General features: G+C 68.9%; 20 protein-coding genes and 1 tRNA gene. 10 read left to right on the plus strand and 11 right to left on the minus strand.

Features of this window, described 5'->3' with window-relative positions; all coding sequences use genetic code 11:
* Nucleotides 1-3 precede the first annotated feature (3 nt).
* Nucleotides 4-1,785 (minus strand): DAK2 domain-containing protein, encoded by a 1,782-nt coding sequence (locus OHB12_RS15210; protein ID WP_327121143.1) that lies wholly within the window; start codon nt 1,783-1,785, stop codon nt 4-6.
* A 333-nt stretch (nt 1,786-2,118) separates the two neighbouring features.
* Here OHB12_RS15210 and rpmB point away from each other — a divergent pair, with 333 nt between their 5' ends.
* From rpmB to OHB12_RS15225, 3 genes are all read left to right on the plus strand, one after another.
* A complete protein-coding gene (gene rpmB / locus OHB12_RS15215; RefSeq protein ID WP_011210730.1) occupies nt 2,119-2,310 on the plus strand; it encodes a 50S ribosomal protein L28 in 192 nt (63 codons plus the stop codon).
* Nucleotides 2,311-2,404: 94 nt separating this feature from the next.
* Nucleotides 2,405-2,947, plus strand: a complete 543-nt coding sequence (locus OHB12_RS15220; protein ID WP_327120041.1) for a GNAT family N-acetyltransferase — start codon at nt 2,405-2,407, stop codon at nt 2,945-2,947.
* A gap of 10 nt (nt 2,948-2,957) precedes the next feature.
* Nucleotides 2,958-3,746, plus strand: a complete 789-nt coding sequence (locus OHB12_RS15225; protein ID WP_327120043.1) for an enoyl-CoA hydratase/isomerase family protein — start codon at nt 2,958-2,960, stop codon at nt 3,744-3,746.
* Nucleotides 3,747-3,753: 7 nt separating this feature from the next.
* Here the strand turns inward: OHB12_RS15225 and OHB12_RS15230 are convergent, their stop codons facing one another.
* Genes OHB12_RS15230 through OHB12_RS15245 form a run of 4 tightly spaced genes read right to left on the minus strand, consistent with a single transcriptional unit; the run spans nt 3,754 to nt 6,709 of the window.
* Nucleotides 3,754-4,617, minus strand: coding sequence for an alpha/beta fold hydrolase (locus OHB12_RS15230; protein ID WP_327120045.1), 864 nt, complete (start codon nt 4,615-4,617; stop codon nt 3,754-3,756).
* A 54-nt stretch (nt 4,618-4,671) separates the two neighbouring features.
* Nucleotides 4,672-4,911, minus strand: a complete 240-nt coding sequence (locus OHB12_RS15235) for a hypothetical protein (protein ID WP_327120048.1) — start codon at nt 4,909-4,911, stop codon at nt 4,672-4,674.
* A gap of 50 nt (nt 4,912-4,961) precedes the next feature.
* Nucleotides 4,962-5,645 carry a uracil-DNA glycosylase gene (locus OHB12_RS15240; protein WP_327120051.1) on the minus strand — a complete coding sequence of 228 codons (684 nt, stop codon included), beginning with the start codon at nt 5,643-5,645 and terminating at the stop codon, nt 4,962-4,964.
* 11 nt (nt 5,646-5,656) lie between these two features.
* Nucleotides 5,657-6,709 (minus strand): thiamine-monophosphate kinase, encoded by a 1,053-nt coding sequence (locus OHB12_RS15245; protein ID WP_327120053.1) that lies wholly within the window; start codon nt 6,707-6,709, stop codon nt 5,657-5,659.
* Between the two features lie 179 nt (nt 6,710-6,888).
* Between OHB12_RS15245 and OHB12_RS15250 the strand changes: the two genes are divergently transcribed.
* A complete protein-coding gene (locus OHB12_RS15250; protein ID WP_327120055.1) occupies nt 6,889-7,665 on the plus strand; it encodes a DUF3515 domain-containing protein in 777 nt (258 codons plus the stop codon).
* Between the two features lie 27 nt (nt 7,666-7,692).
* On the opposite strand, the gene OHB12_RS15255 is transcribed toward OHB12_RS15250, so the two are convergent.
* Together OHB12_RS15255 and OHB12_RS15260 are read right to left on the minus strand one after the other, a co-directional pair.
* The gene (locus OHB12_RS15255) at nt 7,693-8,796 is read right to left on the minus strand and encodes a D-alanine--D-alanine ligase family protein (RefSeq protein WP_327120057.1); all 1,104 of its coding nucleotides are present in this window, start codon (nt 8,794-8,796) and stop codon (nt 7,693-7,695) included.
* Between the two features lie 87 nt (nt 8,797-8,883).
* The gene (locus OHB12_RS15260) at nt 8,884-9,879 is read right to left on the minus strand and encodes an NAD(P)H-dependent glycerol-3-phosphate dehydrogenase (protein WP_327120058.1); all 996 of its coding nucleotides are present in this window, start codon (nt 9,877-9,879) and stop codon (nt 8,884-8,886) included.
* Nucleotides 9,880-9,910: 31 nt separating this feature from the next.
* Between OHB12_RS15260 and cofC the strand changes: the two genes are divergently transcribed.
* Genes cofC through OHB12_RS15275 form a run of 3 tightly spaced genes read left to right on the plus strand, consistent with a single transcriptional unit; the run spans nt 9,911 to nt 13,783 of the window.
* Complete coding sequence (gene cofC / locus OHB12_RS15265; protein WP_327120061.1) at nt 9,911-10,594, plus strand: 2-phospho-L-lactate guanylyltransferase; 684 nt, start codon at nt 9,911-9,913, stop codon at nt 10,592-10,594.
* Between the two features lie 58 nt (nt 10,595-10,652).
* Nucleotides 10,653-12,824 (plus strand): RNA degradosome polyphosphate kinase, encoded by a 2,172-nt coding sequence (locus OHB12_RS15270; RefSeq protein WP_327120063.1) that lies wholly within the window; start codon nt 10,653-10,655, stop codon nt 12,822-12,824.
* Between the two features lie 20 nt (nt 12,825-12,844).
* The gene (locus tag OHB12_RS15275) at nt 12,845-13,783 is read left to right on the plus strand and encodes an NUDIX hydrolase (protein ID WP_327121145.1); all 939 of its coding nucleotides are present in this window, start codon (nt 12,845-12,847) and stop codon (nt 13,781-13,783) included.
* A 174-nt stretch (nt 13,784-13,957) separates the two neighbouring features.
* Here OHB12_RS15275 and OHB12_RS15280 read toward each other — a convergent pair whose 3' ends face one another.
* The 3 genes from OHB12_RS15280 to leuC all read right to left on the minus strand — a co-directional run bounded on the left by OHB12_RS15280 (nt 13,958) and on the right by leuC (nt 16,846).
* Nucleotides 13,958-14,620 (minus strand): HU family DNA-binding protein, encoded by a 663-nt coding sequence (locus OHB12_RS15280; RefSeq protein WP_327120065.1) that lies wholly within the window; start codon nt 14,618-14,620, stop codon nt 13,958-13,960.
* Nucleotides 14,621-14,776: 156 nt separating this feature from the next.
* Nucleotides 14,777-15,385 carry a 3-isopropylmalate dehydratase small subunit gene (leuD, locus tag OHB12_RS15285; protein ID WP_327120067.1) on the minus strand — a complete coding sequence of 203 codons (609 nt, stop codon included), beginning with the start codon at nt 15,383-15,385 and terminating at the stop codon, nt 14,777-14,779.
* Between the two features lie 39 nt (nt 15,386-15,424).
* Nucleotides 15,425-16,846: a 3-isopropylmalate dehydratase large subunit gene (leuC, locus tag OHB12_RS15290; protein ID WP_327120069.1), complete on the minus strand. Its 1,422-nt coding sequence runs from the start codon at nt 16,844-16,846 to the stop codon at nt 15,425-15,427.
* A 167-nt stretch (nt 16,847-17,013) separates the two neighbouring features.
* Here leuC and OHB12_RS15295 point away from each other — a divergent pair, with 167 nt between their 5' ends.
* The 3 genes from OHB12_RS15295 to OHB12_RS15305 all read left to right on the plus strand — a co-directional run bounded on the left by OHB12_RS15295 (nt 17,014) and on the right by OHB12_RS15305 (nt 18,581).
* Nucleotides 17,014-17,715, plus strand: coding sequence for an IclR family transcriptional regulator (locus OHB12_RS15295; protein ID WP_327120071.1), 702 nt, complete (start codon nt 17,014-17,016; stop codon nt 17,713-17,715).
* Between the two features lie 33 nt (nt 17,716-17,748).
* Complete coding sequence (locus tag OHB12_RS15300; RefSeq protein WP_327120073.1) at nt 17,749-18,249, plus strand: pyridoxamine 5'-phosphate oxidase family protein; 501 nt, start codon at nt 17,749-17,751, stop codon at nt 18,247-18,249.
* Nucleotides 18,250-18,398: 149 nt separating this feature from the next.
* On the plus strand, nt 18,399-18,581 hold the full coding sequence (locus tag OHB12_RS15305) for a DUF5302 domain-containing protein (protein WP_327120075.1): 183 nt from the start codon (nt 18,399-18,401) through the stop codon (nt 18,579-18,581).
* A gap of 746 nt (nt 18,582-19,327) precedes the next feature.
* On the opposite strand, the gene OHB12_RS15310 is transcribed toward OHB12_RS15305, so the two are convergent.
* Nucleotides 19,328-19,400 (minus strand) — tRNA-Glu (locus OHB12_RS15310).
* Between the last annotated feature and the right edge of the window lie 32 nt (nt 19,401-19,432).

Genomic DNA, 19,432 nt, shown 5'->3' on the forward strand with positions numbered 1-19,432 from the left:
GCCCTACTCCACTCCGATCTGCACCAGGTCGCCGCGCTGCCCACCGGGATACACGATGACCTCGACACCGGGAAAGTCCCGTGCGATGTGCGTGGCAAGTTCGTCGCCGAGCCCGTCCGGCACCGTCGCCCCCATCAGCAGGGTGACCAGCTCGCCGCCGAAGGCGAGCATCCGATCGAGCAATGTCAGTCCGGCCGTGCGCATGTCGCGATCGATCACCACCACGTCGTGGCCGACCAGACCGAGCCCGTCGCCCCGCGCACAGGTGCCGACCATGGTGAGCGCTCGCTGCGTGGCCGCGCGCAGCGATCCCCAGCGCGTGGTGGCGGCGGCCTCCGACATGGTGAAGGCGTCGTCGACCGCGATCCGGCCGCGGTCGTGCACGGCCAGCGCGGCGAGCCCTTGGACCATGGACGCGCTCGGCAGCAGGAGCACGTCCCGGTGGGCGTCGCGCGCCGCGACGCCCACCGCGACCAGCTCGTGCGCGGGCAGCGCCCCGTTCGGCAGTACCAGAACCTCCCGGTTCGGCATCCGCCGGATCGCGGCGAGCAACGCTCGCGCGGTGACCGGCTCGTCGCCGCCGAGCACCACAGCCCCCGCGTCTTCGAACAGCGTCGCGGCGCCCTCTCCTGACGCTACAGCGAGGACCCTCCGGTCGGCCGGGACCTCGGGGGTCGCGGTGGTCGCGACATCCCGCGCGACGAGGTTGCCCGCCACTACATCGGCGGAACCAGGTACGGCCCGTGGGGAATCCGATGCCGCGGCGATGGTGGACCTCGCGGCGTCGATCTGCGCGGCGTCGGCTGGACGGGCATGGTCCTGCCGCGGGATCTCGCTGTGCTCAGGCCCGTGGTCGAGGTGTTCGGAGAACGCGAAGCCCTCGATGCGGATTCGGCTGAGCGTGCCCGCCGCGATCCCCGCCTCCACCGCGGCACCCGCGTCGGCGCAGTGCACATGAGCGGACCAGAAGCGGTCGCCGTCGCCGACGACCACCACCGAATCGCCGAGCTCACCCAGGCGCGCCCGCAACGTCGCGACCCTCGGCTCGTCGGTGTCGGCGAGCAGGTACATCACCTCATACCGCGGCTCGGCGGGCTCGACCCCGATCTCCGACGCCGGTGGAACCGCGACCGCCGAGCGCCGGGCGTACTCCGGTCGCGCGGGCACCTCGCCGCGAGTTACCGAGACCAAGCTGTCCAGCAGCACGACCAGCCCGCGAGCGCCTGCGTCGACCACCCCGGCGTCGCGCAGCACGCCGAGCTGGGAAGGAGTGTCTCCGAGCGCTTTCGCCGCGCCGTCGGCCGCCGCCAGCGCCACGCCCGCCAGAGATACCTCCGAACAGGCCGCGGCGCACGCGGATGCGCAGTCCAACACGGTGAGGATGGTGCCCTCGATCGGCACACTCAATCCCGCGCGCACCAGCGCCGAGGCTCCGGCGAGCGCGGCACGCAGCGTGTCCGCCGTCAGGGACCCGCCGCGCACGGCGTCGGCGATGCCGCGCAATACCTGGGAGAGGATGATGCCGGAGTTGCCGCGGGCACCGATCGTCGCACCCTGTGCCATCGCCGCGGCGACGGTATGGGCCGACGCCGCACCTGGTTCCGCGCTTGCGGCGAACACGGCCACCTCGGCGGCCGCGACCGCGGCACGCATCGTGGCCAGCAGGTTGGTCCCGGTGTCGGCGTCCGGGATGGGGAAGACATTGAGCGCGTTGATCTCCTCGCGCCGATGCTCCAGACCCTGGAGGCAGGCTCGGCCCCAGCGCAGCAATGCCGTGCCGTCCATCACATCCCGCACTCCGGGCACTGTCACCGCTCACTCCCGTCCGCCACCTGCGCACCATCACCGCCCGCCAGGTTAGCGGGCGAGACCGACAGAGAGCGCGAGATACCAGGCCGCTGGACTGGCGGATGCCCAGCGGACCTTCCTGCCCTCGTTTCCCCGGACCGGTTTGGTGGATCGAGACCTACACAGCTACCCTTGCAGGGTTGCCTCGCGCGGCCGTCGCCGGTCCGCGCTGGCCGACATCCGTCGGCAGGGCACATCACGACATTGTTTCCGGACATGCCGCAGTATGAATGCGGCGGTCCCCACCATGACATGAAGGAGTTCGCGACTATGGCTGCCGTCTGCGACGTCTGCGCCAAGGGCCCCGGCTTCGGGAAGTCGGTCTCGCACTCGCACCGGCGCACCAACCGTCGCTGGAACCCGAACATCCAGACCGTTCGCGCTCAGGTCGCGCCGGGCAACACCCGCCGCATGAACGTGTGCACCTCCTGCCTGAAGGCGGGCAAGGTCGTCCGCGGCTGATCCGCCCGGCTGACCAGCACTACCGACACACGCCCCGGCACCCTCATCGGGTGGTCCGGGGCGTAGTCGTGACCGCGGTTGTGCGGCGAGCACTATGACCGAGCCGCTGTGGCGCGTCCTGCCCTTGACCGCCGAGCACACGCACAGTCTCGCCGAGTGCCACATCGCGTGCTGGCGCGAGGCCCATCGCGACTTGGTGCCCGCGCACGTGCTCGACGCGTTCGACGTCGAGCGCCGGGCCGAGCAGTGGGAGCGCAACCGGGTCCGGTATCCCGGCCACACGCATGTCGCGGTCGTCGATGACACCGTGATCGGATTCGCCAGCGCGGGTCCGCCCCGCGACGCGCAGGCCGTGACCCCGCTCGAACTCCACGCGCTCTACGTGCGCTCCGCGTGGTACGGCACCGGCGTCGCGGACGATCTGATCCGCATCGCGCTCGATCCGGCGACACCGTGCTCGCTCTGGGTGTTCGAGCAGAACCCACGCGCGCAGGCCTTCTACCGCAGACACGGTTTCGCGTTCGATGGCACGCGCAGGGCGGAGCCGCTCACCTCCGCGATCGAGGTGCGCATGGTGCGCGGGCCGGTGCCGCACGGCGACTCCGCACCCACCGACGCCCCGCAGGACACGCACTAGGGTGCAGATCATGACCTCCACCCGGCAAGCCGACTACGTGACGACCGTCGACGGCGTTCTGCTGATCACCATCGCCACCGCCGCCCACGGCACGTCCATGGACTTCGCGGGAATCGACGCGGGCACCGCCGCGCTGCACTCGCTCGGTGCAGAGGTGGGCGCGGTGCTGCTGCGGGGCACCGGTGCGAACTTCTGCGCGGGCGGCGACGTGCGCGGCTTCGCCGCCGCGCAGGACCGTTCGGCGCACATCCACGGTCTGGCCACCGACCTGCACGAGTTCGTGCGCGCATTGGACGCGACCGCGGTTCCGGTGCTGGCCTCGGTCCAGGGCTGGGCGGCGGGTGCCGGGATGAGCCTGGCCTGTCTCGCCGACATCGCAGTGGGCGGCCCTGGCACCAAGCTGCGGCCCGCCTACCCCGGCATCGCCCTGAGTCCCGACGGCGGCATGTCCTGGACCCTGCCGCGCCGCGTCGGCGCGGGCCGGGCCCGGAACATCCTGCTCACCGACGCCGTTCTGGACGCCGACGAGGCGCTGCGACTCGGCATCCTCGGCAAGCTCGTGGCCGACGAGAATATCGCCGATGAGACGCTGCGACTCGCGCGTACCTTCGCCGCAGGCCCGCGTTCCACCTACGCGAGCATCAAGTCGCTGCTGCGGCAGTCGGATTCGGCGACGCTGAGCGACCAGCTCGACCGCGAACGTGACGCGATCACCGCGGCCGCGAACTCCCCCGCGGGACGCGAGGGCGTGAACGCGTTCGCCGAGAAGCGCAAGCCCGACTACACCGGACTCGTCTGACGCCGGGTCACTCCCGCGTCTCCAGCACGAATTTCGCCACCGCGTCGGTGAACGAGTCGTTGTCGTCACCGGCCGCGGTGTGGGCGGCGCCGCCGATCTCCACCAGCTGCGCGTGCGGCACCAGCCGCTGGAATGCCTCGGCTCCTTCGGCACTCACCACGTCCGAGCGCATGCCGCGCACCAGCAGCACCGGAATGGTCAGCACCTGCGCCGCGGCCTCCATCTGCTCGGTCATCGCCGCCGCGTCCTCGACCCGATCGCCGAGCATGCCCGGATCCCAGTGCCAGTACCAGCGGCCGTCGCGCTCGCGCAGATTCCGCAGCAGGCCGTCGGTGTTCTCCGGGCGCGGACGATGCGGCATGTACTCGGCGACCGCGTCGGCGGCCTGGTCGAGGCTGTCGAAGCCGTCGCGGTGCTTGCCGAGGAAGTCGATCACCCTGGCGACGCCCTCCGGCTCCGGCCGGGTCACGATGTCGACGAGCACCAGCGCCGTGATCGCCTCCCCGCCGGGCACGACGGTGGCGAGCAGACCGGTGATCCCGCCCATACTGGCGCCCACCACGACCGCGGGTGCGCCGAGCTGCTCGAGCACGAGCAGCAGGTCCCGCACCATGGTGTCGCGTCGATAGTCGCGGTCGGGCGCCCACTGACTGTCGCCGTGCCCGCGCGCGTCCAGCGTGACCACACGCATTCCCGACGCGCCGAGACGCGCGCCGGTCTGCTTCCACGAGTGGCGCGTCTGACCGCCCCCGTGCAGAAAGACGACGAGCGGGCCGTCGACCGGGCCGAACTGATCGGCGGCCAGCTCGATTCCCCCCGAACCGCGCAGCCGGAGCCGGGACGGTTCGAGAAGATTATTCGCATTACTCACGATCTGAGGATCGCACAATGCCGGTAGCGGCTCGCGGGAACCTCGGTCAGGACCTCAGCAGGCGAGGTTGCCCACCAGGAACAGGCACGCGACCTTGGCGTTCACCGACGCGGAAATGGTGGAGGAGCCGGTGGAGGTGAACTCCTCGGCGACCGGCGCCGAGGTGGTTTCCGTGGCGGGCTCGAGCCGCAGTGGGGCCGCACCGGCGACAGCGGCGCCGGCAGTGAGCGCGGCGCAGACGGCCAGGGTCGCGGTCGTGCCGCGCAGCGCGCCACGGACGGTGGTGTTGTGCATGGAAAAGCTCCTCACTCGATATCTCTCTGGTCGATCACACACAGACGCCATCAAGGCAGGCGCCAGTCAACCGGTTCGGCCCCCAATTCGTCGAGCAATTCGTTCACTCTCGAGAAGGGGCGGGAACCGAAGAAACCACGCGACGCGGACAACGGCGACGGATGCGCGGACTCGATGTAGGGGATCTCGTCCTCGGCCAACAGCGGCTTCAGCGTCGACGCGTCTTTGCCCCACAGGATCGCCACCAGCGGCTCGTCCCTGGCGACCAGGGCGCGAATCGCCTGTTCGGTGACCGCCTCCCAGCCCTTGCCGCGATGCGAGGCAGGCTTACCGGGCGACACTGTGAGCACTCGGTTCAGCATCAGCACACCCTGGTCCGACCACGGGCTCAGGTCACCGCACGACGGTGTCGGGTGGCCGAGGTCTTTGCTGTACTCCGAGAAGATGTTGGCCAGGCTGCGCGGAATCGGCGAAACATCGGGCGCCACAGAGAAACTGAGGCCCATCGGGTGGCCGGGCGTCGGGTAGGGGTCCTGGCCGACAACGAGCACGCGCACCGCGTCGAACGGACGTTGGAAGGCGCGCAGGACATTCTCACCGGACGGAAGGTAGCCACGGCCCGCGACGTTCTCGGCACGCAGGAAATCCCCCATCGCACCGATCTGATCCGTCACCGGCTCGAGCGCCTTCGCCCATCCCGAATCCATCACTTCCGACAGTGGTTTCTCGCCCATGACCGCACAACTTATCGTGGTCGACCCTCAGATGCCGAGTCCGCCCCATGGAACGACTCCCACCCACCGTCACCCGCGTGCGTCACGCCGTCGACGGTGACCCCGCGACCGGCGACAACCCGCCCGATCGCGACCCATCCAGCGGGCAGCGCACGCCCCGGCGCCCACGCGCCGACAAAGGCGTGATCCTCGCCGCCGGTCAGGATCCATTGCGCCGCATCCGCATCCAGCCGCGCGGCGATTTGTTCGAGTGCCGGGTCACGCAGGGCCGCCGAATCCACATCGATGGCGACGCCGGAGGCCGCCGCGATATGCCCCACATCGGCGAGCAGCCCGTCGGATACATCAGTCAGCGCGTGCAGTCCGGCTCTCGACGAACCAGTCCGCTCCGGATCATCCGGGTTCCGCTCCGAACTGCCCACTGCCGCCTGCGCATCCACACCAGCGGCGCCGTGCAGCACGTCCAGCACCGCCGCATACGGCGGCCGCGGAATGCGGTGAGCGGCAAGCGCTTCGGCGAGGTCGGCGGCGGTCACACCGGCGGTGAGCGCGGCGAGGCCCGCGGCCGACCAGCCGAGGCGGCCCGCGATCGCGACCGTGTCGCCCACGCGCGCATCGGCTCTCGTGATCGGCGCCCCGCCACGAAGGTCACCGAATGCGGTGACGGAGATGACCAGATCGCGGCTGCGAACCAAGTCGCCGCCCGCGATCGACCCGCCCACCCCGGCGGCCTCGGCCCACATGCCGTCCGCGAGGCCGTCGACCACCTCGAGCGGGGTGTCGGCCGGGCAGCCGATCGCGACGACGAACGCGCTCGGCACCGCTCCCATGGCGACGACATCGGCAGCGTTCTGGGCGATAGCCTTGCGACCGATGTCCTCGGGGCTCGACCAGTCCAACCGGAAATGCCGATCCTGCACGAGCATGTCGGTGGTGACCACGAACCGGCCGTCCGGCGCGGACACCATCGCCGCATCGTCGCCGGGACCGAGCAGCACACCTCCCGCCTGCACCCGACCCGCGTTGATACGGTCGATCAGCGCGAACTCCCCCAGTTCACGCACCGTCCTCGGGCCTGTGCTCTCGCTGATGACCGATCCTTTCAGGCACGCCGCTTGCTGGAATCGGCCCGACGGTACCCTTTCCAGGGCAATCGAGTACCACCGGGCCGGTCCACCCGCGCCGCGCTCCCGCGGCGCCGACGACCGGCGCCGTTCAGCGCAAGCAGGAAGGATCGGTGAGCATGGCGGCGGATTCGCCGGACCGGGACTCGGCCGAGGACAAGCAACCCGCGGCCTCCCCCGCCAAGGCCACCGGGTCGGACACCGAAGCCACCGCGCCCGATGCGGGGACACCAGCGGCTGAGGAAGAAGTCCCGGACCGGAGCGCTCGGGCCGCAGGCACGGACGCAGTGACCACCAAACCGGCCGACGACGCGACGGATCCCGCCGCGGCCGGAGACACCTCGCCCGCGGTGGGCCCGACACGCCAGTACTCCCCGGCCCTGATCGCCACCGCGGTTGCCCTTCCCGTCGTCCTGGTCGTCGCCGTGCTCGTGGCCGCCGTGCTGGCGCGCCGCGCGCCGGTCGACCGTGAACCGCTGGTGCTCGGTCCCGTTCCCGCGCCTGCCGCCGCCGGTCCCTCCTGCACCGCGCTGCTGCCCGCCTTGCCCGCGGACCTGGGTGAATTCACGAAGTCGACCCTCGTCGAGCCCGCCCCGCCCGCCACTCGAGCGTGGCAGCGCGACGATGGCGGCGACCCGATCGTCCTGCGCTGCGGCCTGGACCGCCCGTTGGAGTTCAACCGCGCCGCACCCTTGCAGATCGTGAACGCCGTCCAGTGGTTCGAGGTCCGCGACCAGGCCGCGAAGACGAGCACCTGGTTCGCCGTAGACCGGGAGACCTATCTCGCCCTGACCGTCCCCGACGGCTCCGGCCCGACCCCGCTGCAAGAGGTCTCCGACACTGTCACCGCCACCCTTCCCGCACAGCCGATCGACCCAGGCCCGATCCCCAACTGACCGGATGGTCGCTTCGGTGATCTCGACCTAGCGCAGGCCGGTGCCCCGGGTGAGGGCGGTTTCGACGAGGGTGGACACCAGCACGGCGTAGTCGATGCCGGTGGCCTCCCACATGCGCGGATACATGGAGATCGCGGTGAAGCCCGGCATGGTGTTGATCTCGTTGATCACCGGCCCCTGCTCGGTGACGAAGAAGTCGACGCGGGCGAGGCCCTGGCAGTCGAGCGCCTGGAAGGCGCGCACGGCGAGTTCCCTGATCCGGTCGGACACGTCGTCGTCCAGCTTGGCCGGAACGTCGAATTCGCAGACGTCATCAAGGTATTTGGTATCGAAGTCGTAGAACTCGGGACTGCCCGCGGCGGTGTCCTCTTCCGGCATCCGGATCTCCGCGACCACGCTCGCCGAGAGCCGTCCGTCCGGGAATTCCAACACACCGCACTCCACTTCGCGTCCGACGATGCCCGCCTCCACGATCACCTTGGGGTCGTGCGCGCGCGCCAGCGCGATCGCCGTCTCCAGCGCACTCCATTCGGTCACTTTGGTGATGCCGATCGACGATCCACCGCGCGCGGGCTTGACGAACACCGGGAGTCCCAGGCGCGCCCGGTCCGCCTCGGCGACCGTCGCAGTGCCGGGCCGCAGCACCACCTGGGTGCCGATCGGGAGTCCCTCGGCCGCAAGCAGTTTCTTGGTGAATTCCTTGTCCATGCCCGCCGCACTGGCCAGCACACCGGGACCGACGTACGGGATCCCGGCGAGCTCGAGCATTCCCTGCAAGGTCCCGTCCTCACCGAACGGTCCGTGCAGAATCGGGAACACCACGTCGACCGAGCCGAGCGCGGCGCTCGGATCGTCCAGCGCGATCAGCGCCCCCGGGCGACTCGGGTCGGCGGCCAGCGTCAGCACCGTGCCGGTGGCGTCCACCGACGGCAGGGCACGGTCGTGGATGCCGAGCGCGGCGACGTCGGAACCGCCGAGAACCCACCGGCCCTCCGTGGTGATGCCGATCGGCACCACCTCGTACTTCTCCGGATCCAGGTTCCGCAGCACACTGCCGGCCGACACACAGGACACGGCGTGCTCGTTGCTGCGGCCGCCGAACATCACGGCCACCCTGATCCGGTTCGTCATGCCCCGAACCGTACCCGTTTCTACGACCGGCCTAACCGCTGACTGTCCCGGCCACGGCGATTTCGACCGCACTCGGGCCGGCTCGGATCACTCCGGTTTGATCCGCCGCCCGAGCAGATTGCCGACGGCTTCGCGCACGGAGAGACCTTCGTGACACACCTGGTGTATCCCGGTCGTCAGCGGCATCTCCACCTCGTGCCGCTCGGCGAGCGCTCGGATGGATGTGCAGGACTTCACACCCTCCGCGACCTGGCCACGAGTCGCCGACTGCGCGGCATCCATGGAGCCGCCCGCGCCGAGCACGTGGCCGAAGGACCGGTTGCGCGACAGCGGCGAGGTGCAGGTGGCTACCAGGTCGCCGACCCCGGCCAGACCCGCCAAGGTCGCCGGCTCCGCGCCGAGCGCCACCCCGAGCCGGATGATCTCGGCCAGACCGCGGGTGATCAGGCTGGCGATCGAGTTGTCGCCCAATCCCATTCCCGAGGCGATGCCGCAGGCGAGTGCGATGACGTTCTTGCACGCGCCGCCGATTTCGCAGCCGATCACGTCGGTGTTGGTGTACGGCCGGAAGTATCCGGTCGCGCTGGCGTGCTGCAGCGCGACGGCGCGGTCGGTGTCGGTGCAGGCGATCACGGTCGCGGCCGGCTGACCGACCGCGATCTCCCGCGCCAGATTCGGCCCGGACAGCACGGCGACCCGGCTCTGGGCGGCGCCGGTGACCTCCTCGATCACCTGACTCATCCGCAGCAGCGTTCCGGTCTCGATTCCCTTCGCCAGGCTCAGCAGCGAGGCATCCGGCCCGATGAGGCCCTTCCACTCCGCGAGATTCACACGCAAGGATTGCGACGGCACCGCGAGCACCACGATGTCCGCGCCGTCCAGCGCCACCGCGGGGTCATGGGTGGCCGCGATCGGCGGCAGCGGAATATCCGACAGGTAATCCGGATTGCGATGTTCGGAGGCCAGCGTCGCGGCCACCTCGGGTCGCCGGGCCCAGATCGTGACGTCGGTTCCCGCGTCCGCCAACACCTTCGCGAATGCCGTCCCCCACGATCCCGCGCCAAGTACCGCCGCCCTCGTCATCAGCCCAATATGCCATGAAAGGATTGGTCGCATGCGCCCGCACGCCGTGCATACCGTGATCGCGGTCAAGAGCCTCGATCAGGCCAAGAGCCGACTGGCCGACCGGCTGCGCCCGGAGCACCGGGCGCGACTGGTGCTGGCAATGCTCGCCGACACCGTGACCGCCACCGCGGCGGTCCCCGATGTCGTGTCGGTCACGGTGGTCACCCCGGATCCCGCCGTCGCCGATCTGGCCCGCACCCTGGGCGCCGACGTCCATCCCGAGCCGCTCGGCGCCGACTCCGACGGACTCAACACCGCCTTGGCCACCACCGCCGCCGCGTTGCGCGGCGCGCACGGCCCGAGCGATCTGCTCGCCCTCCAGGCGGACCTGCCCGCGCTGCGCCCGGAGGAGTTGTCCGACATGCTCGCCACCGCCCCGCGCGGCGTGCGGTCGATCGTGGTCGACCACGCGGGCAGTGGCACCGCCGCGCTCCTGGTCCGCGACCCGGTCGCCGCGCTCGATCCGCGTTTCGGTCCCGGCTCGGCACTTCGCCATGTCGCCGCGGGCGCGGTCGATCTGACCGGCGACTGGCCGGGCCTGCGCCTGGACGTCGACACCGCCGACGATTTGGACCGCGCGGTGGCGCTCGGGGCCGGGAACGCGACGCGCGCCGTGCTGCACGACATCGGCTGGCCAGGTCGCGTTCACGAGCACGTTCCGCATGTATGCTAGACGGTCGCCATGGACGGCAATCCCGATCGAGGACTGCACACGGCCCCGTCCGTAGGGGATGATCGGTGACGTGAGCGATACGGAAATTATCAAGCAGCAACCGTTGCTTCCCACACCTCTCCCGGCGGCTACGCCACCGTCCGCCGACTCGACGGCACAACGGTTGCCCCGTGATCGCTACCTCAATCGCGAAGTGAGCTGGCTCGACTTCAACGCCCGGGTGCTCGCCCTCGCCGAGGACGCGTCGCTTCCCTTGCTGGAGCGGGCGAAGTTCCTCGCTATTTTCGCGTCGAATCTCGATGAGTTCTACATGGTGCGGGTGGCGGGCCTGAAACGGCGCGCCGAGACCGGTCTGCTCGTGCGGTCGGCCGACGGCCGCTCGCCTGGTGAGCAATTGGAGTTGATCGCGGCGCACGCTCAGGAAATCGCGGTGCGGCATGCCCGTGTCTTCCTCGACGACGTGCTGCCCGCGCTGACCGACGAGGGCATCGCGATCATCGACTGGACCGATCTGGACGACGATGAGCGCCAGCGCCTCTCGGGCCACTTCCAGGATCAGGTGTTCCCGGTCCTCACCCCGCTCGCGGTGGACCCGGCGCATCCATTCCCCTACATCAGCGGGCTCAGCCTCAACCTCGCGGTGACGGTGAAGGATTACTCCAACGGCGGCGAGCACTTCGCCCGCGTCAAAGTCCCCGACAACGTCGACCGCTTCGTCCGCGTGCGCCGCACCGAATCCGGCTCCCCCATCGCGGCTTTCCTGCCGATGGAAGCGCTCATCGCGGCGCATCTAGAGCTGCTGTTCCCTGGCATGGAGGTGGCCGAGCACCACTCGTTCCGGATCACCCGCAATGCCGACTTCGAGGTCGACGAAGACCGCGACGAGGACTTGCTGCAGGCGCTGGAACGCGAACTGGCCCGGCGCAGGTTCGGTTCGCCGGTACGGCTCGAGGTCTCCGACGACATGACCGAGCACATGCTCGATCTCCTGCTGCGCGAGCTGGACGTCGACCCCGGCGACGTGATCCAGGTGCCCGGCCTGCTCGACCTGTCCTGCCTCTGGCAGGTGTACGGCGTCGACCGGCCGAATCTGAAGGACACCCCGTATGTCCCCGCGACGCCGCCCGCGTTCGGCGAGCGGGAAACGCCGCGCAACGTGTTCGCGGCGCTGCGCGAGGGCGACGTGCTCGTGCACCACCCCTACGACTCGTTCTCCACCAGCGTGCAGCGGTTCATCGAACAGGCAGCCGCCGACCCGCAGGTGCTCGCGATCAAGCAGACGCTCTACCGCACCTCCGGCGACTCCCCGATCGTCAACGCGCTCATCGACGCCGCCGAAGCGGGCAAACAGGTGGTCGCGCTGGTCGAGATCAAGGCGCGCTTCGACGAGCAGGCCAACATCAAGTGGGCCCGCGCGCTGGAGCAGGCGGGTGTGCACGTGGTCTACGGCCTCATCGGACTCAAGACCCACTGCAAGACCTGCCTGGTGGTGCGCCGCGAGGGCGCGACCATCCGCCGTTACTGCCACATCGGGACCGGAAACTACAACCCGAAGACCGCGCGTCTGTACGAGGATGTCGGATTACTCACCGCCGCACCGGAAATCGGTGCCGATCTGACCGACCTGTTCAATTCGCTGACCGGTTACTCGCGAAAAGAGAACTACCGCAACCTACTTGTCGCACCGCACGGCGTACGCGCGGGCATCATCGAGCGGATCCAGCGCGAGACCGAGTTGGCGTCCCATGGGCACGACGCACGAATCCGGTTGAAGGCCAACGCGATCGTCGACGAGGAGGTCATCGACGCGCTGTACCGTGCCTCGCAGGCTGGCGTACCGGTGCACATCGTGGTGCGCGGCATCTGCGGGCTGCGCCCCGGCGTTCCTGGCATGAGCGAGAACATCGAGGTCCGCTCGATCCTGGGTCGGTTCCTGGAACACTCGCGCATCATGCACTTCCAGGCGCAGGACGAGTACTGGATCGGCAGTGCCGACATGATGCACCGCAACCTGGACCGCCGGGTCGAGGTGATGGCGCAGGTGAAGGATCCGCGGCTGACCGAGCAGCTCGGCGAGGTATTCGACTCGGCGCTGTCTACGACGACGCGCTGCTGGGTACTCCGGGCGGACGGTGCCTGGCAAGCCTGGCCGGAGCAGACCACCGACGGCGACAACATCCGAGACCATCAGGAGTTCCTCATGCGGCTGCGGAGGCCCGAACAGCAGTGAGCGGCAGCACCGGGTACGAGATGGACGGGGGTCCGTTCTGGGATCCCCGCGTCACCGCCAATATCCACGCCGCGGGCGCGGTGCCGTGGCGAAGGACAGCGAGGGGAGCGGTCGAGATCGCGATCGTCCACCGCCCCAAATACCAGGACTGGTCGCTGCCGAAGGGCAAGCTGGACCCCGGTGAGACCCCGGTGCTCGCCGCGGTCCGCGAGGTCGCCGAGGAGACCGGGCTGGAATGCAGGCTCGGCCGCTACCTCGGGCACGTGACGTACCCGATCCCCGGCCATCGCAAGCTGAAGCGGGTCGACTATTGGGCGGCCGAGATGGTAGACGGCAAGTTCACCGCCAATTCCGAGGTGGACGAACTCAGCTGGCACCCGCTGGACCGGGTGATGGACCACCTGTCGTATCCGATGGACCGGCAGGTGCTGCGCGCCTTCGCACGCCTGCCCGCCCGCACCAGCACGCTGCTGCTCGTGCGGCATGCGAAAGCGGGCCGCAGAGACCGCTTCAACGGGCCGGACGAGCAGCGCCCCCTCGATCGACAGGGCGAGGCTCAGGCACAGGCTCTGGTGCCGAACCTGCTGGCGTTCGGGGCATCCGAGATCTTCTCCGCCGATCCGCTGCGCTGCGTGCAGACGGTGGCGCCGCTGGCCGAGAAACTCGGCGTCGAAATCATCGTGGAGCCATTGTTTTCCGAGGCCGGTTACGCCGCGGCGCCCGAAGCGGCCCGCGAGCGCATCCGAGCCCTGGTGACCGACAAGGCCGTTCGCGTCGTTTGCAGCCAGGGCAAGGTGATTCCGGACCTGCTGCCGTGGTGGGCCGACCGCGACGGCGTCACGCTGCCGTCGGCGCGCAATCGCAAGGGCAGCGTGTGGGTGCTGTCGTTCGCGGACGGGCGGTTGGTGGCCGCCGACCACCTGGATCGGTCGCTCTCGACCGGCGTCGTGAAGCCCTGACAGACCGGCACCGCGGCCGCCTTGTCGCGTCGGAGCCACCTCTCGGCACGGCCGCGGGCCACGCACCGCGGAAAACGGCCCCGGGGGGTGCATCCCGGGGCCGCTTTCAATCGGTGAGGCGAATGGCCCAGCCTTCCGGCGGGCCGTCCGGCGCCGATACGACGGTGGGTGAGATCAGCGGGCGCGGCGAGCCGGAGCCTTCTTGGCAGCGGTCTTCTTCGCAGGCGCCTTCTTGGCGACGGTCTTCTTGGCGGCGGTGGTCTTCTTGGCCGCGGTAGCCTTCGTAGCTGTCTTCTTGGCCGGAGCCTTCTTGGCCGCCATCGCCTTCTTCGCGGGCGCCTTCTTCGCGGCGGTCTTGGTCGCAGTCGCCTTGCGGGCGGTGGTCTTTGCCGGAGCCTTGGCGGCGGCCTTACGGGCTGTCGTCTTGGCAGGCGCCTTGGTCGCGGTCGCCTTCTTCGCGGCGGCCTTCTTAGCCGCCGCCTTCTTCGCGGCGGCCTTCTTGGCGGCCACCGGCGCATTCACGCCGCGCTTGACGGCGGGACCACTCGCGGCCAGCTTCTGCTTACCCGCGATGACCGCCTTGAATTGCGCGCCGGGACGGAACGCGGGCACCGAAGTGGGCTTCACCTTCACGGTTTCGCCGGTGCGCGGGTTCCGTGCGACGCGAGCCGCACGCTTACGCTGTTCGAACACACCGAATCCGGTGATAGTGACGCTCTGACCCTTGTGCACCGCGCGCACGATGGTGTCGACCACATGCTCGACTGCCGCGGTGGCCGTGCGCCTGTCCGTACCCAACTTTTCGGTCAGAACGTCGATCAGTTCCGCCTTGTTCATTGAATCCTCCGCAGACTAATGGCCCGTCGTCGGACCGACTAGGTACCACGGTAAACCCACTTTGGGCAAGAGTCTATGTGCCACGCCAAAATTCATGTGGTTTAGCACACGTCCAGCTACCGCCACTCAGGCTGCACAGCTAACACGCGGGGGTGATTACGTCTGCGAAATATGTGCTGGCAGGGTGGTGGGTTTCCATGCTGGCCTTGTCCTTTCGAACTCGGCGATGGTGTCACTCCGGCGCAGAGTCAGTCCGATGTCGTCCAATCCTTCGAGCAGACGCCACCGGGTGTAGTCATCAATATCGAACGGCAACACGACGGTTCCGGCCGCTACGGTGCGCGCCCGGAGGTCCACAACCAATTCCAGGCCCGGCTGTTCCTCTATCAACTTCCAGAGCATTTCGACATCGTTCTGTGACATCTGAGCCGCCACCAGACCGCCTTTACCCGCATTGCCACGGAAGATGTCGGCGAACCGCGACGAGATGACCACCCGAAAGCCGTAGTCCGACAGCGCCCAAACGGCGTGCTCACGTGAGGATCCTGTACCGAAATCCGGACCCGCGACCAGCACACTACCCCTGTTGTAGGGCTCGATGTTCAGAATGAAGTCGGGATCCGTTCGCCATGCAGCGAACAACCCGTCCTCGAATCCGGTGCGGGTTACCCGCTTCAGGTAGACGGCGGGGATGATCTGATCGGTATCGACATCGGATCGGCGCAGCGGCACCCCGATGCCCTTGTGCACGGTGAAGGCTTCCATAACGAATCTCCTGGGTTCGATTGGGTGTAGCGGGGCCGGTCAGTCCAGATCCGCAGGCGAGGACAGAGTTCCACGGAGCGCCGTCGCGGCCGCTACGAGGGGGGAAACCAGGTGGGTACGGCCGCCTTTGCCCTGCCTGCCTTCGAAGTTCCGGTTCGAGGTGGAAGCGCAACGCTGGCCGGGCTCGAGCTGGTCCGGATTCATTCCCAGACACATTGAGCACCCCGCCTGCCGCCATTCAGCGCCTGCCGCGGTGAAAATCTCGCCCAGTCCTTCTTTTTCCGCCTGTGCGCGAACCCGCATCGACCCCGGTACAACCAGCATTCGCACCCCGTCGGCGACATGGCGTCCCTTCAAAATCCCGGCCACCGCCCGCAAATCCTCAATGCGCCCGTTGGTGCACGAACCGACGAATACGGTGTCGACCGACACTTCCCGAAGCGGAGTGCCCGGCTCCAAATCCATGTACCGCAGTGCCTTCTCTGCCGATTCACGGGCCACCTCGTCGGCGATCCCGGCGGGGTCCGGCACCGCGGCACCGAGCGGGGCGCCCTGGCCCGGGTTGGTACCCCAGGTGACGAATGGGGACAGCTCGGTGGCGTCGATGTGCACCTCGGCGTCGAAAACCGCGCCCTCTTCGGTCTTCAGCGCCTCCCAGGCGGCCACTGCCGCCTCCCAGTCGGCCCCCTGCGGGGCGTGCGGCCGCCCTTTCAAGAATTCATAGGTCGTGGCGTCCGGCGCGATCATGCCCGCCCGCGCGCCCGCTTCGATGGACATGTTGCAGATGGTCATTCGGGCCTCCATCGACATGGCGCGGATGGCCTCGCCCCGATACTCCAGGACATACCCCTGGCCGCCGCCGGTGCCGATCTTCGCGATGACCGCCAGGATCAGGTCTTTGCTCGTCACGCCGGCAGGCAGCGTGCCGTCGACGGTGATCGCCATGGTCTTGAACGGGCGCAGCGAGAGCGTCTGGGTGGCAAGCACATGCTCGACTTCGGAGGTGCCGATACCCATCGCCAGGGCGCCGAACGCGCCGTGCGTCGAGGTGTGGCTGTCGCCGCACACCACCGTCGTCCCCGGCTGGGTCAGGCCGAGCTGCGGCCCGACCACGTGGACGATCCCCTGGTCCAGGTCGCCCATCGGATGCAGCCGGACACCGAATTCCGCGCAGTTGCGCCGCAGCGTCTCCACCTGGGTGCGCGAAATCGGGTCGGCGATCGGCTTGTCGATATCGATCGTCGGGACGTTGTGATCCTCGGTCGCGATGGTGAGATCCGGCCGCCGCACCGGACGCCCCGCGGCGCGCAGCCCGTCAAAGGCCTGCGGACTGGTCACCTCATGGACGAGATGCAGGTCGATATAGATCAGGTCGGGTTCGCGCGAGGCACCTTCACCTTCACCGCGAGCGACGACATGCTGGTCCCATACTTTCTCGGCCAGCGTGCGCGGTTCGGCCATTGTCGATCACCTTTCGGACGAGCAGCCGTTCCGCGATCCGGGCTGTGGCGCGGCGACGGTTGCACCTGTTGGAATAGCTGCGCCTGGTCGGACCATGGAGACCGGAATCCGCGAAGGTGCGATTTCGCCGATGGATTTCTCAACATCCGAGACGCTAGTATCGTTCTATGAGACAGCATAGCGGTGTCGGCGTCCTCGACAAAGCAGTGGCGGTCCTGTACGCCGTAGCCGAGCATCCCTGCGGTCTCAACGAGCTGTGCGTGCGCACCGGACTGCCCCGCGCTACCGCGCACCGCCTTGCCGTCGGCCTGGAGGTGCACCGCCTGCTCGCCCGCGACAACAACGGGATGTGGCGCCCAGGACCGGCCCTCGCCGAGCTCGCGACCGGCGCCAACGACCCGCTACTCGAGGCCGCGTCGGCCATTCTGCCCCGGCTGCGCGAGATCACCGGGGAGAGCGTTCAGCTCTACTGCCGCGACGGCAACGCGCGCATCTGCGTCGCGGCGCTGGAACCCCCCGTCGGACTGCGCGATACCGTCCCGATCGGGGCGCGCCTTCCGCTCACCGCGGGCTCGGCGGCCAAGGTGCTGCTCGCCTGGTCCGACCCGGAACTGCAGCGCACCATCCTGCCCGACGCGGTGTTCGGCGAGCGCGCGCTGGCCGAGGTCCGCAAGCGCGGCTGGGCGCAGAGCGCTGCCGAGCGCGCGGCGGGTGTGGCCAGCGTCTCCGCGCCGGTGCGCGACGCCGCGGGCACCATCGTCGCCGCCGTATCGGTGTCGGGTCCGATCGACCGGATGGGCCGCAGGCCGGGCGCCCGCTGGGCCGCGGATCTGGTCGCGGCGGCCGAGGCATTGCACAAGCGCCTGTAACACGTTTCGGGTCGAACTCTCTATGGTTGGCCCATGGGAGTCAACCAACGGGCACAGATCGTGATGTCCGACGCCGAGATCACCGAGTTCCTCGAGCACAGCCGGATCGCGACACTGGCGACCATCGGCCCGCTGGGCACGCCGCACCTGATCGCCATGTGGTACGCGCTGATCGACGGCGAGATCTGGTTCGAGACCAAAGCCAAGTCGCAGAAGGCGGTGAACCTGCGCCGCGATCCACGGGTCACCTGCATGGTCGAGGCGGGCCAGACCTATGACCAGCTGCGCGGTGTGTCGATCGAAGGGCGTGCCGAAATCGTCGAGGACGCCGGGAGACTGTTCGCGGTCGGCGTGAGCGTCTGGGAACGGTACACCGGGCCCTACAGCGAAGAGGCGCGCCCGATGGTGGAGTCCATGCTGCACAAACGGGTCGCCGTCCGCGTCGTTCCCGAACGTGTACGCAGCTGGGATCACCGCAAACTGGGCCTTCCGCAGCTACCACTCGGCGGCACCACCGCGCAGTGGCTCGACTGAGCCGGGCCCGAACCGGGCGAGCGACGCGTCCGAATTCCAACTGACACAACCGCCTCGAACCCGATAGCGTCGAGGCGTTCGACACGAATCGGCCGGGCACCGCCGCCCGCAGGGATGCGGTGCACGGCCGCGACGACGAGGAGCAGGCGATGGCGGATTCGGATAGTTCCAATGGCAGCGCCGACGAGGTGAAGCGGAAGTTCCGCGAGGCACTGGAGCGCAAGACCCAGCAGCACGCCCGCGCGGCCGACCACCTCGACGGCCGGTCCAAGGCTTCGGGGGCGCACACCGCGGCCAGCCACAAGCGGGAATTCCGCCGCAAGAGCGGTTAGTCCGCGAGACGAGCAAGGCCCTCCAGCCGAACGGCAGGGGGGCCTTCCGTTATCCGCCACGGACGCGATCGCAGGCAGAGCGATTCAGGCGAGAGCGCCCAGCCGGTCGACCCGGCGGCTCGACCACACGAATCAGCCTGACCGATCCACCCAGAACCCTCCGGCCAGTGACCGGACACCGGACAACTCGACCAACACAATCCCACCGCGCTCCCAGTGCATTCACAGCGCGAAACCGATGGGGCGAACAATCACACCCTCAATAGCAAATTTGCGGCTAACCATCTCCATCCGGCCGCCAACCCTGGCCGGCGCCCCGACCGGACGACTCGGTCCCGCCATCTGCCGCGAAGAACCAAGCCCCCGACACCATCGCAACCTCGTGGATTTCGGCATGCCGCGCAGCGATGAGTTCCAGCCCCACCACGCATAGTCCCGGCCACGCGCCGCTCCCTCGCTCCGGCAACTCATCTCGACAGGCCGACAGAACACAGCCCAAGGCAGCCGACACAGCACATCCCGAAGCACTCAGCACACCGGAACATCCCGAAGCACCCAGCACACCGGCACAGCCCACAACACCCTGCATAACGGGTAGTTCCCCGGCGACGATCGAAGGCGAGGCGAAGCCAACGCCGGGGGTCCGGGGGCGCAGCCCGCCGGGCGGGGCGTGGGGGTTGCACCCCCACAAAACATTGCGAAACGTGAAAGGCCCATGCCTCATGGGCATGGGCCTCTCACTCGTGTAGCCCCGACGGGATTCGAACCCGCGCTACCGCCTTGAGAGGGCGGCGTCCTAGGCCGCTAGACGACGGGGCCAGGACTGCTTCTCGCTTCCGCGAGGAGCGCCG

Source organism: Nocardia sp. NBC_01730, from assembly GCF_035920445.1.
Lineage (GTDB): Bacteria > Actinomycetota > Actinomycetes > Mycobacteriales > Mycobacteriaceae > Nocardia.

Coding starts and splice junctions, on each gene's coding strand:
- OHB12_RS15210 (WP_327121143.1), bottom strand. CDS start 1,785: ATGGACGGCACGGCATTGCTGCGCTGGGGCCGAGCCTGCCTCCAGGGT.
- rpmB (WP_011210730.1), top strand. CDS start 2,119: ATGGCTGCCGTCTGCGACGTCTGCGCCAAGGGCCCCGGCTTCGGGAAG.
- OHB12_RS15220 (WP_327120041.1), top strand. CDS start 2,405: ATGACCGAGCCGCTGTGGCGCGTCCTGCCCTTGACCGCCGAGCACACG.
- OHB12_RS15225 (WP_327120043.1), top strand. CDS start 2,958: ATGACCTCCACCCGGCAAGCCGACTACGTGACGACCGTCGACGGCGTT.
- OHB12_RS15235 (WP_327120048.1), bottom strand. CDS start 4,911: ATGCACAACACCACCGTCCGTGGCGCGCTGCGCGGCACGACCGCGACC.
- OHB12_RS15240 (WP_327120051.1), bottom strand. CDS start 5,645: ATGGGCGAGAAACCACTGTCGGAAGTGATGGATTCGGGATGGGCGAAG.
- OHB12_RS15250 (WP_327120055.1), top strand. CDS start 6,889: ATGGCGGCGGATTCGCCGGACCGGGACTCGGCCGAGGACAAGCAACCC.
- OHB12_RS15255 (WP_327120057.1), bottom strand. CDS start 8,796: ATGACGAACCGGATCAGGGTGGCCGTGATGTTCGGCGGCCGCAGCAAC.
- OHB12_RS15260 (WP_327120058.1), bottom strand. CDS start 9,879: ATGACGAGGGCGGCGGTACTTGGCGCGGGATCGTGGGGGACGGCATTC.
- cofC (WP_327120061.1), top strand. CDS start 9,911: ATGCGCCCGCACGCCGTGCATACCGTGATCGCGGTCAAGAGCCTCGAT.
- OHB12_RS15270 (WP_327120063.1), top strand. CDS start 10,653: ATGATCGGTGACGTGAGCGATACGGAAATTATCAAGCAGCAACCGTTG.
- OHB12_RS15275 (WP_327121145.1), top strand. CDS start 12,845: ATGGACGGGGGTCCGTTCTGGGATCCCCGCGTCACCGCCAATATCCAC.
- OHB12_RS15280 (WP_327120065.1), bottom strand. CDS start 14,620: ATGAACAAGGCGGAACTGATCGACGTTCTGACCGAAAAGTTGGGTACG.
- leuD (WP_327120067.1), bottom strand. CDS start 15,385: ATGGAAGCCTTCACCGTGCACAAGGGCATCGGGGTGCCGCTGCGCCGA.
- leuC (WP_327120069.1), bottom strand. CDS start 16,846: ATGGCCGAACCGCGCACGCTGGCCGAGAAAGTATGGGACCAGCATGTC.
- OHB12_RS15295 (WP_327120071.1), top strand. CDS start 17,014: ATGAGACAGCATAGCGGTGTCGGCGTCCTCGACAAAGCAGTGGCGGTC.
- OHB12_RS15300 (WP_327120073.1), top strand. CDS start 17,749: ATGGGAGTCAACCAACGGGCACAGATCGTGATGTCCGACGCCGAGATC.
- OHB12_RS15305 (WP_327120075.1), top strand. CDS start 18,399: ATGGCGGATTCGGATAGTTCCAATGGCAGCGCCGACGAGGTGAAGCGG.